The 18,780-nt window shown below is 45.4% G+C and carries 12 protein-coding genes and 1 pseudogene; 3 read left to right on the top strand and 10 right to left on the bottom strand.

From position 1 onward, the window contains the following. Positions 1–312 (top strand): annotated as a pseudogene (locus R8O70_RS01355) (hypothetical protein); the annotation flags it as partial. 4 nt (positions 313–316) lie between these two features. Next, a complete protein-coding gene (locus tag R8O70_RS01350) occupies positions 317–1,963 on the top strand; it encodes a BatD family protein (RefSeq protein WP_318184003.1) in 1,647 nt (548 codons plus the stop codon). Between the two features lie 125 nt (positions 1,964–2,088). On the opposite strand, the gene R8O70_RS01345 is transcribed toward R8O70_RS01350, so the two are convergent. The 5 genes from R8O70_RS01345 to R8O70_RS01325 all read right to left on the bottom strand — a co-directional run bounded on the left by R8O70_RS01345 (position 2,089) and on the right by R8O70_RS01325 (position 8,094). Beyond that, on the bottom strand, positions 2,089–4,215 hold the full coding sequence (locus R8O70_RS01345) for a GGDEF domain-containing protein (protein WP_258623805.1): 2,127 nt from the start codon (positions 4,213–4,215) through the stop codon (positions 2,089–2,091). 328 nt (positions 4,216–4,543) lie between these two features. Further along, the gene (gene pstB / locus R8O70_RS01340; protein WP_005375156.1) at positions 4,544–5,293 is read right to left on the bottom strand and encodes a phosphate ABC transporter ATP-binding protein PstB; all 750 of its coding nucleotides are present in this window, start codon (positions 5,291–5,293) and stop codon (positions 4,544–4,546) included. 60 nt (positions 5,294–5,353) lie between these two features. Further along, positions 5,354–6,217, bottom strand: a complete 864-nt coding sequence (pstA, locus tag R8O70_RS01335; RefSeq protein ID WP_005383923.1) for a phosphate ABC transporter permease PstA — start codon at positions 6,215–6,217, stop codon at positions 5,354–5,356. Between the two features lie 22 nt (positions 6,218–6,239). Beyond that, complete coding sequence (gene pstC / locus R8O70_RS01330; RefSeq protein ID WP_005375154.1) at positions 6,240–7,172, bottom strand: phosphate ABC transporter permease subunit PstC; 933 nt, start codon at positions 7,170–7,172, stop codon at positions 6,240–6,242. Between the two features lie 100 nt (positions 7,173–7,272). After that, entirely contained in the window at positions 7,273–8,094 is an 822-nt protein-coding gene (locus tag R8O70_RS01325; RefSeq protein WP_005375153.1) for a phosphate ABC transporter substrate-binding protein, read from the bottom strand. A 330-nt stretch (positions 8,095–8,424) separates the two neighbouring features. Between R8O70_RS01325 and R8O70_RS01320 the strand changes: the two genes are divergently transcribed. Continuing rightward, positions 8,425–10,068, top strand: a complete 1,644-nt coding sequence (locus tag R8O70_RS01320) for a methyl-accepting chemotaxis protein (RefSeq protein WP_154203997.1) — start codon at positions 8,425–8,427, stop codon at positions 10,066–10,068. Between the two features lie 108 nt (positions 10,069–10,176). Here R8O70_RS01320 and R8O70_RS01315 read toward each other — a convergent pair whose 3' ends face one another. Genes R8O70_RS01315 through R8O70_RS01295 form a run of 5 tightly spaced genes read right to left on the bottom strand, consistent with a single transcriptional unit; the run spans position 10,177 to position 18,632 of the window. Continuing rightward, entirely contained in the window at positions 10,177–10,752 is a 576-nt protein-coding gene (locus R8O70_RS01315) for a DUF1566 domain-containing protein (RefSeq protein WP_005375151.1), read from the bottom strand. A gap of 1 nt (position 10,753) precedes the next feature. Then, positions 10,754–12,205: a DUF1566 domain-containing protein gene (locus R8O70_RS01310; protein ID WP_258623806.1), complete on the bottom strand. Its 1,452-nt coding sequence runs from the start codon at positions 12,203–12,205 to the stop codon at positions 10,754–10,756. Positions 12,206–12,230: 25 nt separating this feature from the next. Continuing rightward, positions 12,231–14,483 carry a proprotein convertase P-domain-containing protein gene (locus R8O70_RS01305; RefSeq protein WP_318184002.1) on the bottom strand — a complete coding sequence of 751 codons (2,253 nt, stop codon included), beginning with the start codon at positions 14,481–14,483 and terminating at the stop codon, positions 12,231–12,233. 9 nt (positions 14,484–14,492) lie between these two features. Then, positions 14,493–16,634, bottom strand: coding sequence for a TonB-dependent hemoglobin/transferrin/lactoferrin family receptor (locus tag R8O70_RS01300; RefSeq protein WP_258623811.1), 2,142 nt, complete (start codon positions 16,632–16,634; stop codon positions 14,493–14,495). Beyond that, positions 16,635–18,632: a prolyl oligopeptidase family serine peptidase gene (locus tag R8O70_RS01295; RefSeq protein WP_086047249.1), complete on the bottom strand. Its 1,998-nt coding sequence runs from the start codon at positions 18,630–18,632 to the stop codon at positions 16,635–16,637. It lies immediately after the preceding gene. Positions 18,633–18,780: the final 148 nt, after the last annotated feature.

Genomic DNA, 18,780 nt, shown 5'->3' with positions numbered 1-18,780 from the left:
CAACAAAAGTCTCAAAACGAAGGGAAAGAAGCGCAAGGACAACAGTCACAAAATCAGCAAGATTCTGAAAATAAAGAAGAAAAACAAGAAACGGAACAACATCAACCGCAACGAGATGACAAGCAAGTGAAGGATCAAGGTGAACCAATACAGGCTAAAGCGCATCCCGAAAAAATGCATCAGGATGATCCTGAGTTCCGTCGACTAGAAGCAGTAGAAAGTGCTCGCGACCCAAGCTTTTTGATCCGTGCGCAAATGCAACTTCAAGCGCAACAAAAACAACCTCCACAACAATCTCAAAAGGAGTGGTAAGCCTGTGATGAACAAAGGCGTAAAACTGGTCTTTATTTTTGTGGCCAGCCTAATATCCAGTTTCTCGGTGATGGCACAGACACTTCAAGCTAGTGTGAATAAAACACAAGTAGCCAAGAATGAAGTGATTAACCTCAGAATCATTTCAGATACTGAGCTCAGCTCAGACTCAATCGACTTCAATGTTCTAGAGAAAGACTTCTTCTTGGGTCAACCTCGTTATGGCCGCTCTAGCAATAACATTAACGGAAGAAAATCAGTGCGTACCGAGTGGAGTATCTCAATTGCACCAATGAAAGAAGGTGTTCTGACTATTCCAAGTTTTTCCGCTGATGGTATGAAAACGGAGCCGATCAAACTACGTGTCAACGCGAGCCAAACAGACCCCAATCTTGATGATCTATTTAGCTTCAATATTACGGTCGACAACAGTACGCTCTACCCTCAGCAATCTGCAACATTACGTATACAACTTCTAATTAAAGCGGACACTCGACGCCTAGATAACCCGCAAATAGTACCTCCGCAGATTGAAGGCATGAAGCTTGAGGCACTGGGTGGCTTACAACAAAGACAGAAGATCTTAAATGGGTTAGAAGTAGCGGTCATAGAGCAGTCGTTTCGCTTAACGGCAAATCAACCAGGCACTTATACCTTGATAGGTCCTAAACTGACCGGTTCTTATATTTATGGCGACAGCTTGACGGGCTCAACCAAAATAATGCCTATCAACACCAAAGCGGAACGCATACCAATCACGGTCAAACCGATTCCGAGCGAATTTAAAGGTGAATGGCTTCCTGCTTCAGCGTTAGAAATGACACAGAGCTGGCAAGACGATCAAGGTAATCTATTGTCGACTAACGCAATCAACACAGTAAAACAAGGCTCTTCACTCACTCGAACCATTCAAGTTAAGGCTCGCGGTACACAAGCCGAATATCTGCCACGAGTCAATATTAGTTACCCGAGTTCACTGCGCGTGTATCCCGAACAACCTAAGTTCGATAGCGCGAGAGATGGCACCGTTACCATGACGGTGAAGCAAGTCATTATTCCTACAGAGGCCGGGAAATATACCTTACCAGGATACGACTTGAACTGGTGGGACAGTCAAAATGATGAAGCGAAGAAAACAACGTTACCAGAGCTAACATTAGACGTAGAGAAAAATGACACTGGGCTAATCACGTTGCCGGAATCGCCTCTTTCAGCGCCTTTAGTGTCAGCCCCTAGTCCTGAATCAAGCGGCGGTGTAAACAGTCTCTGGCGAACGTTAACCTTTGTTTTCTCAGGGCTTTGGATAATGACATTAGGAATCGCTATTTGGGCATGGAAAAAGCGGTCAATAACAGCGAGTGGAACGGTTTCAAATACTGAACAACCACTTTGCATCGACGCGCTAAAAAAAGTCATCGAAGAGGGCGATGCTGCGAAAATTGAACGCTCTGTAAATGAGTATTTAACCACTCATCAAGACAGGTTAAACCCTGGTGACGTACAAGCAATTAAGCAAGAGCTTAATGCCATGAATCAAGCGTATTTTAGTGCTAACCAACAACCTTGGAGCCCTGATTCGCTGCTAGCGAAAATTCAAAACCTTGGCAAAGCAAACGTAACGAAAACCGACCACCAACTCGAAAAGCTATAAATAACTAAATAACAATGGCAGCTCTCATGAGCTGCCAATTCTCTTATCCGGCCAAATTTTGCTTTAGCGGTTTTATCTAGAGCACCAACCGCCGCCTCTTCCCTATCAAGTTGCTCTTATGAACATCACTTACTCAACAAAACTTGGGGCTCGTATTCGTATCGCCTTACACAATTTCGCCCATGATTCTTCGCTTGATAGAGTGCCTTATCCGACAACTGATATAAATAGTCGAAATTAAAGTCTTTGCCTTTCGCTTTATAACAAGAATAACCGACTGAAACGGTAAGTAACTCCCCGTCTGGGTTATGTCGATGCTTTATCCCCTCGCCCTCGATGCACTGACGAATGCACTCTGCTCTCAATCGAACCTCCTCTTGCTCAGAACCAATCATGAGCAACGCAAACTCCTCACCACCGATACGGCAAAAAACTTCATCTTCACCTTTGGTATGATGATCCAAGATATAGCCAATTCGCATCAATGCAATATCGCCTTCGAGATGACCATAGTGATTATTGAATAAGCCAAAATGGTCAATATCAATCAGGATCAGGCCAAACGACATGTCGTCTTCACACTCTAGGGCACAATATTTTTGCATCACATGTTCTAACATGCGGCGATTACCAAGACGCGTCAAAGGATCGAGCTTAGAAAGTACCTCAAGCTGCCGATTGGCTTCCTCCAACTCTTTTGTTCGGTTCTGAACCTCCTGCTCTAAGTTTTCGTTTAATTCGCGAATCGCCTCTTGGGCTTGAGTACGTTGCAATACTTCAGCTAAGCTGGACGCGAACATACGAATCACTTCACGTAACTGAGAAGTTAAGGGCGCACGTGTCAGCAAATTATCAACAGCGATAAAGGCGATAGGACCACTGCTATTTGAAGTCAATACCGTCATCGCAGCCCAACCAAAGCCAACAATATTACAGTCATGATAAATAGGCACTGATTCTTCAAATGCGACTTCGTTTGGCATTGAGCGAGCCAGATTTATAAGAGAGAAATCTTGGGTTTGGCCAAAGAAGTAAGATTCATCCACCACGTTACCTTGAATATCGGTACCCCACGTTCCTTGCATGTAAGAGCAATTTTCATCAGTTAAAAACACCGCCATTCGGTCAATGCCAAGATTTTTAATGGCGAAAGTGACGGCCGATTTGCATACTCCACTGACAGTAGTGCAACGTGATAACTCAACCATGCTTGAATGCAACATGCGTACGTTTTGTTCTTGGCGCTTACGAATGTAAATTTGAGAGAAAAGTGAACCAAACGAGTCCAACATCTGTTTTTGATATGCCGTTATCGGCTTACGATGAATAAAGTTATCTAGCGCGAACCACCCAAACGGTTCATTGCCATCGCGTAAAATCAACATCGCATTCCAGCCCTGCCCAATGACCTTGCCTGCTGTGTATATTGGCGCGTCTTCTACAATCACTAAGTTGCTCTCGAGGCTAGATAACGCGGTGATATACTCCTCGCTAAGTTGGTGTAAATCGTATTGTGTGTGAAATTCATCAATCGTAATTCCTGACTCATCCGTGCCGTATGTACCACTGAAGCTGCGCTTTTTCATATCGAGAAGCATCAGTGTAGAGCGATCAAACCCAAGTCGTTCACGTAACGCTTCGACGGCTTTGTAGTACAAGTCCTTTAAAGAATCAGGATTAGAGATTTCGAGTGCAACTTGCTGAACTAACTTCATATTTTCGATAAAGCGCTCGCGTTGGCTAATCTCATCAACATATTGCGCTTCACGAATATCTCTGTGCCTGATCTCTTTCGAGGCATTTTTTTCGGCACGAATACATTGCCAACGCGCCGCTGCAAGCTGCATTGCGTCGTAACTTTCTTCATAGATATTATGTGCCGTGCGAGCATGAACAGATTGAATCAGTAGGTAGGTACGTTTGATAGGCGTGTTGTCGAGCATCATGATGTAACTATCACCACCTAAATCTCGGGTGTGATTCCAGTTACAAGTGTTGATCGCCAGAGGTATGATGCTTTCAGAGGTGTCAAACTGACTTGCCCACTCCCAGAATGTCTCAGGATAGTTTTGGGTTGGGTAAAGCTCTCCGCGAGAGAAGCTCATCGAATGACGAGGGTTAATTGAAGGATCTTCAAAAATAGCGAGGGCTTGAGGGGAGAACAGACTCTCTAAATGATCAAAGATTGCCTCCGCTAGCAACCGATGGTCCCTCGTTGAAGACACTTTTCTTGTAAAACTTCTTAAACTCACCCTACCAACCTAATCTACTTTTTTATCCTCGATAAAAAACTACTTAGGCCATGATATGCAATCAATACGTTCAAATTTGAGCTGTTAAGTCATTCGCAAAATTATCAGACTTAGTGTTACATTCGAGAGCTCTTCAGCACTTTTAAAGCCATGTTTCACATAAGTTACATACTTTATAAACTGGGGAGGAAAGTTGTACTTATTTACAAGATTTTTTGTGTTGGTAGGCGTTATAAGCCCACGACTTAAAAAGAAAAAGGCCCCTCATCAAGAGGGGCAAAGTTACCATCGCTTATAGTTATTTAGTTATGCTTGTAAATACGGTGGATTAACCGAAATCACCATTTACGTAGCCTTGAGTACGGTCGTCTTGAGGGTTGCTAAAGATCACTTGCGTATCGTTGTGCTCGACCAGTTCTCCCATTAGGAAAAACGCAGTGCGGTCAGAGATACGACGCGCCTGTTGCATTGAGTGAGTCACGATAACGATGGTGTAGTTCTTCTTTAGCTCTTCCATCAACTCTTCGATTTTGTGTGTCGCAATTGGGTCAAGTGCCGACGTTGGCTCATCCATCAGAATCACATCCGGTTCCATCGCGATTGTACGTGCAATACATAAACGTTGCTGCTGACCACCAGATAGACCGAATGCGTGTGATTTAAGGCGATCTTTCACCTCATCCCAAAGTGCAGCACCGCGCAGCGAACGCTCTACCACTTCATCAATTGTCTTTTTGTCTTTGATACCTTGAGCACGTAAGCCGTAAGCCACATTCTCGTAAATGCTCATCGGGAATGGGTTTGGCTTTTGGAATACCATGCCGACTTTGATGCGAAGGTCAGCAACATCAATGTTGCCGTAAATATCTTCGCCGTCCATCGCCAATTTACCTGTAATTTTCACGCCTTCGATTAGGTCATTCATTCGGTTCAAACAGCGTAGAAGCGTTGATTTTCCGCAACCTGACGGGCCGATAAGTGCCGTCACTTGGCGAACTGGAATTGGTAAGTTGATCGATTTCAGTGCTTGGTTGTCACCGTAGAATAGGTCTAGGTTTTCAATATCAAATTTGTTCATTGTCTTAATCTCTTAATTCTTGAATTCGTGTCTTTTAACGTGCGTTCTTAATTAGTGTTGTTAGTAAGTTGCGGTGTTAAAACGTCTAGCAATCAGTTTCGTTACCATGTTGATCAAGAGAACAACTACGATAAGCACTGTTGCCGTACCGTAAGCCTGATTCCATTCTTCAACGGTAAACAGTTCGGTAGTCAGTTTGTATAGGTGAACGGTTAGCGTACGACCTGAATCCAATAAAGAATCCGGAATACGTGCAACCATACCTGCTGTCAGGAATACTGGAGCAGACTCACCAATGACACGACCAATACTTAGAATGACCGAGGTTAAGATACCTGGCATTGCGCTCGGAAGAATCAAACGCCAGATAGTGTAAATCTTAGAAGCACCGAGGCCATAAGAGCCTTCACGGTACGTTTGTGGTACTGCCATCAGCGCTTCTTCCGTTGTACGGATGATAACTGGCAGGATTAGGATACTTAGCGTCAATGCACCCGACAGAATCGAGAAGCCAAGGCCAAGAATCGCCACGAAGAAAGTCATACCAAACAGGCCGAAAATGATCGACGGGATACCCGCCAATGACTCGGTACAGAATCGGATGATTTTCACCAAACGACTGCCCACTTTCGCGTATTCGGTCAAGTAGATTGCCGTCATGATACCGAGTGGCGCTGCCACTGCGATAGAAGCGATAACCATGTAAATGGTCGCCACAATCATTGGGAAGATACCGTGCTCTTCACCTGTGCGCGTATAGTTATCAGTAATGAAGTTCCAATCTACGTGTTGTAGACCGTTTGATAGGATGTACCAGATAATCCAGAACAAGAAACCTACCGTTAGTGCTGCCGAGATCCAGACAAATGCGTTAAAGACATTATCTTTGAACTGGCGTGCTTTTTTTAGTTTTGCGCGATCCATAATAGTCACCTTTAACGAGCGATTACTTCGCTTTTTCTCGGTTTAGGTACAGTAGTACAGCGTTCAACGACATGATGAAGACCAGAAGTACTACACCTGTAGCGTAAAGTGCGTTCGCGTGAACACCACTTGCGTAAGACATTTCAATAGCGATGTTTGCAGTTAGTGTACGAGCCGAATCCAAGATGCCTTCTGGCATTGCCGGCGCGTTACCCATAACCATAATGATCGCCATGGTCTCACCTAATGCACGACCGATACCCAGTATCACACCTGTCATGATGCCTGAGCGAGCCGCTGGAACGAGCAACTTAAAGATGGTGTAGATTTTCGATGCGCCCAGTGCCAAAGAACCTTCTTTATAAGTACGAGGCACAGCGCGGATAGACGTTTCAGATACCGTAATTACCGTTGGTAGAATCATCACACCAAGAACAATGATACCGGCAAGGATAGTATTACCTGCAGGTACATCAAATACCTTCTGAATCAATGGAACGATAATAACCAGACCGAAGAAACCGTAGACCACTGAAGGAATACCGGCTAGCAGCTCAACCGCTGGACGGATGATGTCTGCTAATCGCTTTGGTGCGATTTCAGCGATAAAAATGGCGGTCAGAACACCAATTGGAACCCCAACAATGACAGCACCAGCCGTCGATACGATAGATGCCACAATCATGGTGGCGACACCGTAAAGCGCAGGTGGTAACCAGTTTTGTCCTAAGACAATGCCCGATACGCCTGCTTCTTGGAATGCCGGAATACTCTCTCGAACGATGAAGTATGCAATAACGGCCAATGAAACAATGCCGATTACGGCACTCGTTAGGAACAAGCCGTGGAAGATGCGCTCTTTCCAGTCTACACGACGCTTCTCGCGTAGGCCTGACTTGCTGATAGCTCTAGCGTCAGTATTCATAAGCTTTTCACTATTTGTTGCGATGGTCATTTAAAAATCTCACGGTTCTGGGCAATGCCGTTGAACACAATGGATAGAAAAGGCTCAGCCCTAAACGTTGGGCTGAGCAAACTTTAGAGTCCCGATGGGATTAGTTAACTGAGATGTAACCTTTTTGGTCAACTAGCGCTTGCGCTTCGTCAGTTAGCATCCAGTCTAGGAATTTTTGCGTTTCTGTTGATGGCTTGCCTTCTTTGTAAAGAACAAGGAATGGACGCGCTACTTTGTAAGAACCGTTTTTAACGTTAGCTACCGTTGCATCAACGCCGTCGATTGCTAGCGCATTAACAGTGTTGTCTACAGTACCAAGAGAAATGTAGCCGATTGCGTATGGGTTAGATGCAACCATTGTTTTCAGTGCGCCGTTACCGTTTGCAACTTGAGCACGTTGAGAGATAGCTGATACCTTCTTACCAGAAATCTTCATTTTTAGAGACATGATGTCTTCAAATGCGCCACGAGTACCAGAAGCTGTGTCACGAGTAATGGCTACGATTGGCTTGTCTGCACCACCGACTTCTTTCCAGTTTGATACTTCGCCTTTGTAGATTGCAGTCACTTGCTCGGCTGTTAGACCTGGCAGTTTGTTTTGTGGGTTAACAACCACTGCGATACCATCACGAGCAACCACTTCTTCGATTAGTGTTGATTCTTTTTCAGAGTCTTTTAGATTACGAGAAGACATACCAAGGTCTGCTGAACCATTTTTCGCTGCTTTTACACCAGCTGAAGAACCAGGACCTTGAACTTCGATAAATACGTTAGGGTTCTTCTTCATGTACGTTTCAGAGAAAACTTCCATCAGTGGAGTTACGCTGCTAGAACCCACTGCAGAGATAGTTTCTTTAGCAGAAACAGGAGTCACTGCCATTGCGCCTAGAAGTGCGATTGCACCGATTACTGTCTTTTTCATCACAATTTCCTTAAGTGGCTTTATTGCCGTTGTGTTTCACTTGAACGGTGCTCACTTTAGAATTTGAATATGACAGTTGTGTTTCACTTAGTTGAACCCTCTATGACACGTTGTCATTTCTAACTATTAATTCCGCGACTTATCCCTCTCTCAATTTGAACGTAACGTTTTTATAAGTTGCCTCATGTTCAAGATGATAACCCCATCGATTTTGGTACATTTCATAACAATTAGATATGAGTAACTCATTGATTTGGCGAATGTAACAATTAAAATCGAAATGCTTATTTATAAAAAAGATAATAATCAAACCTATAGAGGGTCAATCTCATGCGTCAATTTCTTAGTACGCTTTCTATTAAACTTCAGGTTTTTCTGCCTGTTCTATTCACAGTTATATTACTCATCATTGGACTGAGTGTCGGAATCGGTAAACTCGATCAAGCATTCAATAAGGTTTCGGCTTCCACCCATAAGCTAATCATTCACAAAGAGGAACTTAGCGGCATCGTAGACAACACTTACGCCATGCGCATCAAAGCCATTTATAGTCTATTTAGAGCCGAAGATGTTCAGTCTCTCAACCAAGAGCTTTCTGAGCGACAAAACAAAAACCGCGATTTTCTTAACTCCATCGACAATCTCCCTGGCGTTCAAAATGAAGTCAATGCTATGCGTAAGGCCATGAATCACTATGTTGATTTCACTCGCGTTACCATGACACCTCTGCTCACCACTAAACACTCTTCTGATTACACCACCTCTGATTTCAATCAAAAGTACGAATCTGCAATGGCTGAGTATCGATTAGCTGGCGAAGCGATGATCAACGCCATCGACAAACTATCTAAACAATTGAATCAAATCGTCACCGATGAAGTCGAAACGAATGGCGAACAACATTCAACCACGCTAACTTACAGCGCCGTCTCGCTTGCGGTGATCTTGAGTGCCGCTTCACTTATTAGTTGGGTACTCGCCAGCTACATCGTTGCGCCGATTCGTAACCTTCAAGTAACGATGCAGGAAGTCGCGAAGGGAAACCTACTAGTTAAGGCCGAAGCCATCGGGAAAAACGAAGTGTCTCAGCTGGCTCGAGATGTAAACCAGACCATAGAAAAACTGCGTGAAACTGTAAGCGCATTGGTTCGCATTAGTGAAGATGTGGCATCAGCATCAACCGAGTTAGCAACTGTTATGACTCAAAGCAGCGTCAACTCGGATCAAGAAAAGCAGGAAGTTGAGCAAGTAGCCTCGGCGATCAATCAGCTAGAGTCGACCGCAGCTGAAGTATCGACCAATGCACAAGAAGCCGATAGTGCATCAAATCAAGCACGTACGTTAACCTCACAAAGTATAAGCATGTTTGGGGAAAGCACTCGCGCAAGTGAAAAGATGGCGGAACAACTTAACGAAGCCGCTGCCGTCGTAACTTCGCTAAAAGATCAATCAGAACACATTGGTCGCGTGATCGAAGTGATTGAAGGTATTTCTGAGCAAACGAATCTACTTGCACTGAATGCAGCGATTGAAGCTGCACGAGCGGGCGAAAGTGGCAGAGGCTTTGCGGTAGTGGCCGATGAAGTACGTATGCTGGCAGCGCGAACTCAGGAGTCCACCAAAGAGATCCAAACCATTATAGAAGAGCTACAGCAACAATCTGGTCACGCAAATGAAAGTATGCATTTCAGCTTAGCGATGTTGTCAGACAACCAAGCTCTTACACAAGAAGTTAGCCAATCACTTGCTAATATCAGTAATGCTATCGCCGATCTGAACTCAATCAACACTCAAGTTGCGACCGCATCAGAAGAGCAGAAGCAGGTCACGGCTGATATCAACAACAACTTAACGAACATCTATGAACTAGTGAGCCAGAACGTCACTGGTATCACTCAATCCGCCGCGGCAGCGCAAGAGTTGTCTGGTTTAGCAGAAAATCAAAAACATCAACTTAAGCAGTTCCAAGTTTAAATACTCTGCTCAACACGATAAGTTCCAAAGGTTAGAAAAGAAAAAGCTCCGCACTGGCGGAGCCTATCATAAAGGCAAAGCTATCAACCCTTATTAACGTAATAATTATTATTCATCTGTCACTAACAAGAGAGAGCTTTTGAAACTTGAGTTTAACGGATCTCTATTGAAAACCTCACCATTAGTCGTATCAAAAGTTGCAACATGCTTACCGTCGCCATTAGGTGTGTTGCTCCAGACATAACGCCCTAGAACATCATCTCCATCTTTCAGACTATAGCCGCTAGCAAACCCTGTACTATTTATGGCTGGGCTGTGGCAAGCTCGCTCAGTTAGAGATACTAGCTCTTTGATATTTGCTAGTCGCCAATTTTTTTTGTCAGCAAAATTGTGAAGAGGATGGTTGCCGTCCTTATTACGAATTTGTTTGGCTGTGGAGAGAGCGAGTTGCCATGACATTGTAGATCGCGTCCCCTGGCATTCTTGGTTTCCTACATTCCATGTCATACCAACTGGACAGCGCATCCATGTTAGACCTGTTTTCAGGTCAGTTACGGTACCGCTCTCAGAATATGTATAACGCGTGTTAGGTGCCGTTTTAGCAAAGTCAGTAGAACACTCTTGTGCAGCTATTGCAGTTTGAGAAGCCAAAGTAAGAGATAGTACAGTTATTAATTTCTTCATCTTATTGCCCCTTAACTGCGACTAGACGGATTGGGAATTGGTAAGAATCATCGGCACCCGCACTTGTGTTGCTTGATCGAATCTCGACGTATGAAATAGTGCCTCTATCTTTGCCCCGGGAGACAATCGCAGGGAAATAAATCTCGCCATCAATAAGTTGTGATGATGCATTCGTAAACTTAAAGTCGCTATGCCAAAACGCACCATATCCTAAATAAGGGCTACCTATGGTTTGCTGTGGAAAGTATTTAACATTAAAACCATAGACGTTGTATTTTGCATATTCATCGTTCGGAGCAAACAGTGTTTGTTCACCAAAGTCTAGTAAGTCATAAGTCTCACGGTAAGTAGGCAAGCGCCAACCAGTGATTCCACATAACGATTGTTTGTTTATGTACTGAACATATTGGCTAGTGGTACAAACTTCATCACCAGCGTCTTTACAACCTGCAAGCTCTACATCTTTGCTAAATGGCTTAAATGTTTCAGACTCAAACGCAAATAGGCGATCTTTAAATTGAACTGAGCTCGCATCCGTACTTTTGTTTTCCCAAACAAGACCAGTACGTTCGTCCATAGTACAAGCCCACTCAGTGGCATCTGCAGCTAAAGCAGCACCTTGTGAATCTAGCTTAACGAACTTAAAGCCAGCGCCTGTCGACGTTTGCTTGTCCTCTTTGTCGAAGCCGTATTCCGCATCTTGACCAGGGTAAGACGCTTGAACCTCTGCTACGTCTGCTGATCCTTCAGCAAAATAAAGAACGGCGCCCGTATCGTTACTACCAACCGTTTGTTCAGCAACCGCTGCAATTTCTTCAGCAAATGCGCTCACTTCCGCTTCAGACAGAAGATCAGAGGTCAACGATTTACCTTGGAAGCTAAGGCTTTGAGCAAGCAGCGCTACGCCTTTGGTCATTTGTTGTGGTTGCATCACAGCTAATAGTGCAACCGTGTTTTGCTCTAACTTATCTAGCTCGCTGGCTTCTGCGTTAGACATTACCGTTCCAGACAGAGAAACACCGGCATCGGTGAGTTGTGCTTTCACAATCTCCTCAGCTTGAGCAACGGTTTTACCGTCAACCACAAGACCTGCGAGCAACGTTGTTACACCATTGACCGTGTTACCCGTTGCTAAGTTTTGGCCCGGAGCCGCAAGACGCAACGTTTGGTTCGAACCTTGATCAACTTGAGCAAGAATGGTGCTGGTTAGTACGTTTTTGTCGCTTGAAGTCAGGCTAAATTTACCGGCATTATCCGTTTTAGCACTCGGTTCAGTGGAATCACAAACGTAGTTTTGGTTTAAATCGATACATACTGGCGTATCAAGAAGTGTACCTACAGAAACGATGGTGCCAGCTACATCATAGGTCGGTGCCGACGTGTCACCACCAGAACCTCCGCCACAGCCAGCAAGGGCTAGTGACATAGCAACGAAAGAATATTGAAACTTCATAGATTTTATCTTCTTTTGATTTTAATTAACGAGAGCGAATCACTCTCACCATTGAAAGCAGGAAAAGTCCTAACAAGGTCCAAGGCGAACCACTGCCACCTGAACCACCACCACTGCTTTCTTTAGTGGTATCAGCACTGCACTGATACTGAGCAAAGTGACTCACACCCCACTCTTTCAACACCCCAGAGTTCCCTGACACACGGTCAGACACTTCGAGACGCCAAGTACCCCAACTCGGTTGACCGACAAGTGCTTGTAACTCCTCGTCATACTGAGCGGTGAAGTAACCTTTAAATCCATTGGTATTGCTTGATTGATGGCTAAGTAGCACGACCGATTTGCCTTGTGGAGACACTAGCGTCACTTGCAGATCTTGCAGTGAGTCATGTTCGATGTTCAGGTAAACCGCAAACGAATCATCAATCGTGCGTGACTTGTCCGATAGCGTCTGAGAGAACAGTCTGTCGCCCTGTTCCGGCAAAGCGGAGTTCACTGGTTGAGGCTGGATATCGAGCTCTGGCGTACCATTAACCAGCATCACCTTTTCACTCCACTGGTGAATCTTTAGGCCTTCAGAAAATTGATAATCCAATGAAATAGAGGAATCGAATTGCGTGCCACATGTTAGACCGCTTGGTAACGCCACCTTCATTGAGGTCGAGTCAGAAAGCGTTTCATCAAAGTCGAAAACAGATGCGTTGTTTAGCTGCCATTGCCCTTTGATGCTCGCTTCACGGCCAGTTTGGCTCAGGCTCAAACCAACGTCTTGACCTTGTGCGATGTATCGAGCGTCATAGCGAACACGAAGAGGCGCTTTAAGTAAGTTGTGTCTGTTGAAGCTGTCCGTCAGGAATTGGGCGTAGTCTTTATTTGGGAACAAGGTGTTTGCGGCAAACACGGTCGACTCCGCCAGATCATGCATTTTCACGCCACGACCAATGCCGTACATGCCTTCAAGAACAATGGCGTCAAACTCGCGGAACACCCTATCGGTATCATCACCGTATCGTTCAACCGATGCTTTAAGCGCTTGAAACAGCGGCGTTGACCATAGCTCGTCACCTAGTTCACCGCCCACACTGACGTGCGCTGGGTACTCTGAGCTCTCGAAGTAACGCGCTCTTTGGTTCCATAAGCTACGAGTTGTTTTGCGTGTTCCGAACACACCGTCCCAGTTGAACACCGTATCTAACTCGAATTCTTGACCACGACGCGAAGCATCCAAATATTGAGTGCGGTAGCTCGCGCTGCCCGCCCAGTAATCAGCAAAACCCTCTGCGATAGCCCCTGTATGACCGTACGCCCAATCCGGTACGATTTGGTAATGAATGCCATGCCCAAGTTCGTGTATCACTACATCAGCATCGACTGCATCCGGAGAAACACCACCGACACCCAGCATGAGTGCTTTCGGACCGTAATAGTAAGTAGAGTTATCTTTTGATAAACCGCGAGCATCAAAACGAAGCGGTTCGTCAAACAAGTCGTAAGTCAGGCTTGTCAGATATTGGATCGAGCTCTCAAGATGATAAAAAGCCATCAACTGTGGGAACGCATTGTCACCAAACTCGGTGCTTTGCATCTCATCAACACTGTCAAATGCTTGAACCCCTTCTGCGCTGAGGAAGTCCAACGTATCGAGTACAGGCGCTTCACCAGGTGCTGGGGCTGCAAATAAACCCGTCGCATCCACTTGCTTTAATCTTGGGTTAGAGAGGTAGAACTTACCGCCGGACTTTAAAACCTCAATCGACTTGGTGACGTACTCGATCGGCTGAGGGTAATCGGACAGTGCTGACCATGTCGATTCTGGTGCCGCTTGCTGTTGCATGGTGCGCAGATCTGGGTTGAATAAAGAAACCTCAACATCAACCAGACTTCCGGAGCTCAAAGCCGGTGGCTCTTGTGCTTGCAGTTGGCGAGGCGATTCCAATTCCATTGCAACCGTTGGTTTACCGTTGCGAATTATCGTATCTTCAAGGCTCTTAAACACTCGCACAACGTGATGATTTTTATCAGTTGTTACTACAAGGGCACGCTGAGATTGATATTCACCGTTAACCCAAACATCAAAATTGTAATGCTCACCAAGCTGAGACTGGGTTTTGTAACGGAACTTAAACTCGCCCGCTTCTGAGTAGAGGCTGTCTAAATAAGTTTTCGCTTGCGCTTCATTGGTCACCACAGAATCCGTTGTGGGATAATCCCACTCTGCAGACAGCGCCGCAGGGGTACATGCAATAAGCAGTGAAAACGCCAATGGTTTTAGCTTCATGATTTCGTCCTAGAATTCGTATTTTGCAGTCAGCGTGAAGTAGCGCCCTGGCTCCGTTGAGTAACGCTTACTTTCCTCAGCGATACCCGCTACGTCTTGGTATCGGATGTATTCTTTGTCGAACAGGTTGATGATGTTTGCGCTAACACGAAGGTCTTTGGAAACGTGGTAAGTTGCGCCAATATCAAACGCATTCCACGCACTTGTCTGCGCGCAATCTGTCGCTAGACCAAGCGTGGTCTGGCATTTAGGAACGCGATCCATGGCCGCGGCCCAGTTCCAAGCCACGTAAGCATTGAAGTCTTGGTTGGCGTATTTCAGTTGAGCGTTACCTTCGAATGGCGTAATGCTTCGAACGTATTCACCTTCCGCGTCTTTGCCATCTACGTAGCCAAACTTAGTGCTAATGTTCCATCGCTTAGTGATCGCGTAACCCGCAGAAAGCTCTGCACCATACGTCTCGACACCATCGAGGTTTTGGTATTGTTTAATGTAATTACCATTGCTTGAGTCAAAGCCCGTGGTCACAACGTCGATGAAGTTTTCAAACTTGTTGTAGAACAAAGACGCATAGACATACGCACGACCGTTATCGAACTTGTTACCGATTTCAAATGAGTCGGAAGTTTCAGCTTCTAGATCCATGTTTGGTGCAATGACAAACGGCGTGAGCGGCACAAAGTCGTGGCTTACAAAGCCATACGCTTTATCGTATTCCGGAGCACGGTAACCATGGTTATAAGATACATAAGCAATGTTGTTGGCAAATACTTCACGAGAAACCGAAAGACTTGGAGATACCTCTGAGCTATCCATGTCTTTTAATGGGAAGCCGCCCACTTCACCCGCACCGTCTGGCGTGAGACGGTGCGCATCAAAGCGTAGGCCACCTGTGATGGTCCATTTATCCAGTTCCACCATGTCTCGAACGTACAAACCAATGTTATAAGCACGAGCAGGAGCGAAAGGTTGTTTGGTCGAAGGTGTTACTCCGTTCCAATCAATCTTGGAGTCGCTATCTGTGCGTTCGTAATAGTCAGTAGAAAGCTCGACACCGTAAGCCAATTGGTGCTCAGCATTTGCTGCATAAATCGTATTAGTGAAATCGCCACGGAAGCCAATTGTTTCGTCAATGAAGGTTTTGTGTTCCAGCTCGCGACGCTTGGTGATCAAACCATTGTGATCCACTTGGCGCATTAAACGGTTGGTGTCTTCCACCACTTCGGTGTGACGCCAGTAAACTTTGGTATCCAACTCTTCGAACCAAGTTGGATTAATCGGAGTCACCTCTGCACCAATATAAGCGCTGTACTCTTCTGTGGTTTCATCCTCAGCAAAGTCTTCAATATGCCAAATTCCATCAGGTTGAATGGACGGTGAACCCTCCAAACGCTCTTGGTTCTGGGTGTAGAGTTCCGCTTTGGCTTTCAACATCACCTCTTCATTGAAAAAGTGGTTGATCGTATAAGCACCGCTGTAACCATCGAGGTCGCGGTTATACAAATCTTCATCAAAGTTACGTGTCTCTTGTCCTTGCCAGTATGAAACGTTAAACAAACTCTCTGTATCACCGGAACGGAAAGCTAGATTACTCGTGCCTTTGTACTTGTTGCTGATATCGGTGTAAGTACCGGAAACATCGGTGTAGAAGTCTTTGTCTTTTAAGAAATCACCCGGCTGGCTGGATTCTAAAATCACCACACCGCCGATCGCGCCAGAGCCATGCACCGAAGAACTTGCCCCTTTAATGATTTGCAGCGATTCAAAATTGGATAAATCAAAAGTATCTCGCCCAACGGCATCATTAATGTCATTCGCACCGAAGCCATCCGCAGAACGAATGCCATCACGAACGATCATAATGCGGTTACCCGTCATACCACGGATGGTAATGTTTTGCGGACGTCCTGCACCGCCCGTCACACTTACACCAGGTTCGTTACGCAGCACGTCATATAGCTCGGTCTCGCCTCTTTCTTCGATTTGCTCGTTTGTGATAACCGCGACACTACCTGCCACTTTTGACAATGGCTGATCGATTTTATTGGCGGTTACCACCACCTCTTCCATTGAGAAAACCTTAGATTCGGCGTGCACTTGACTGGCAGCAAGTACCGAAAGTACTGCCGCTGACACTGGGGTAAGCTTCATTTACTGCTCCGCTTTAGATGTTTTAATGAGTGATAGTAGAAATGCGTATTCTTTTGCTTGTTGTTCTTGCGCTTGTCGTGGGTCCATTTGGTGGCCCGAATTAAAATCAGTTTGCAACAAGTACGGCCCGTTGCGCTCACTTAACGCTGAAACTTTAGCCAGATACTTTGCGCCTTCCCAATATGGCACGCGCTGATCAATTAAACCGACTTGAACAAACATGGGTGGGTAAGCGTCTTTATGGATATTGAGAATCGGATCGTACGCCTTCATTAACGCCAATTGTTCAGGTTTGGTTGGGTTACCCCATTCGCCATACTGCTGTGTGGTAAGCGGAAGTGAGGTATCCGACATACTTGCAACCACATCAACAAAAGGCACTTTAAGTACGGCACCTGAAAACAATTTAGGATCTTGATTAACCGCTCCGGCCACCAACGTGCCACCAGCACTAGAACCGATGGCGAAAACCTCTCTATTGCCACGTTCGAATGTTTGCAGCGCCTTCGCGGCCGCGACAAAATCACCAATAGAATTGGCTTTTCGCACACCACGGCCTTGCTCGTGCCATTCATCGCCAAAGTACCCACCGCCACGGACATGGGCGATAGCGTAAATCACACCTTGGTCGAGTAAACTGATAACCTGAGGCATAAAGTACGGTTTCATCGTAAAACCATACGCGCCGTAACCGTAAATCATCACAGGAGATTGTGGGTGCAATTTGTCTTTGCGATACGCCAAAGAGACCGGGACAGAAACGCCGTCGTGCTTAATAAAAATACGTTGGGATACATAACGCTGACTATCAAAGTCTTGGTAAGCATCTTGAGAGTACAAGGATTTATTCAGCGTTTTTACATCGAACTCTTCCCACTGAGGAGGCGTAGTCATCGACATGCTTCGGATACGAATCTTGTTTGATTCAAAATCGCCCAACGTGCTTAGCCAAGCGACATTACCATCGTGTTCCAATGGCAGTATCACTTTTTCCTGACCTTGGTAAGAATACACCGTCAAAGTCGACACATTGTTTGGCTTGCTAAGTGCCACAACTCCTGCATCATAAAGGTAGAACTGTTCAAGCGGCTCACGAGGATTGGTGAAGCGTTGCCATGTTGCGCCAAGCGGTGCGAGTTCGACTTGGTAAAGGGCGAACTTTCCTTCCAGGTTGCTTTTAAGATAAATGTAACCTTTCGCCACATCCGCGTAATATTCCACACCCACTTCAGGCTTTCGCAATGAATCTGAGACAGTGCCCGTTTCTAGGTCGACAAGCTTCTGCTCTGTTGTTGACTCGTTGTTGCTTTGCAGCACAGCATAACGGCTATCTGCCGCACGATAGAAAGAAAGTAACCAATCTGACTTGGGTTCATTCCATAGGACTGTTTTTGCCAAAGATTCAGTGGAGATACGTAAGATCTGATGAGGTCGCTGAGTGCGCTTTTCCTTTGCAACGAGGAATGCCACTTTCCCGTTAGGTGACAACAATACGCCACTATCGACGTGCGTCACCAGTTCCGTAGATTGACCGGAGAGTAAATCAACAACCACGGCGCGATATTGTTCGCTGCCGTCGATATCTTCCGTGAAAAGTAATGTGTCACCATTCACTTGCCATTGACCAAGTTGGTAGTACTGATGCGCAGATTGTCGTTTATCGAAATCGAACACCACGTTTTCTGGCGCATGTTGACTCGCACGGGATAACAGTAAGTAACGACCATCGCGACGCGTTAGCGTCCACTCTCTTCCACTCATGATCGACCATGGCTTATCACCTTTGTCTGCCACCATGGTACCCCACTGCGTGAGTAGGTTTTTTGTCAACGTCTGATAACTTTTTTGGTGCTGTTCAGTTTTGTGGTTTTGTTCTGTTAGGTAGGTAAGAACTCGCTCATCTTTACGAGCATCATCTCGAAGCCAGTTGAAATCATCAGCAGCAAAGCCAGAACTAGAGGTAATTATGAGCCCTAAAAAAACATGAGTAAATTTCATATAGAGAGCGAATTCATTTATAGGATTAATACAATGGCGCGTATTCTGCCCTTAAATAAAAATGAGATCAATTATCATTTTCATGATCATGTGAGATTTTTATCTAGTGTGTGAGGAAAAACGTTTGCTTTGACCGAGGTAATAAAAC

The organism is Vibrio sp. 779(2023) (assembly GCF_033344285.1).
Classification (GTDB): Bacteria; Pseudomonadota; Gammaproteobacteria; order Enterobacterales; family Vibrionaceae; genus Vibrio; species Vibrio alginolyticus.
The sequence above is the reverse complement of the archived record's forward strand: the minus strand, read 5'-3'. Positions and strand labels throughout refer to the sequence as shown.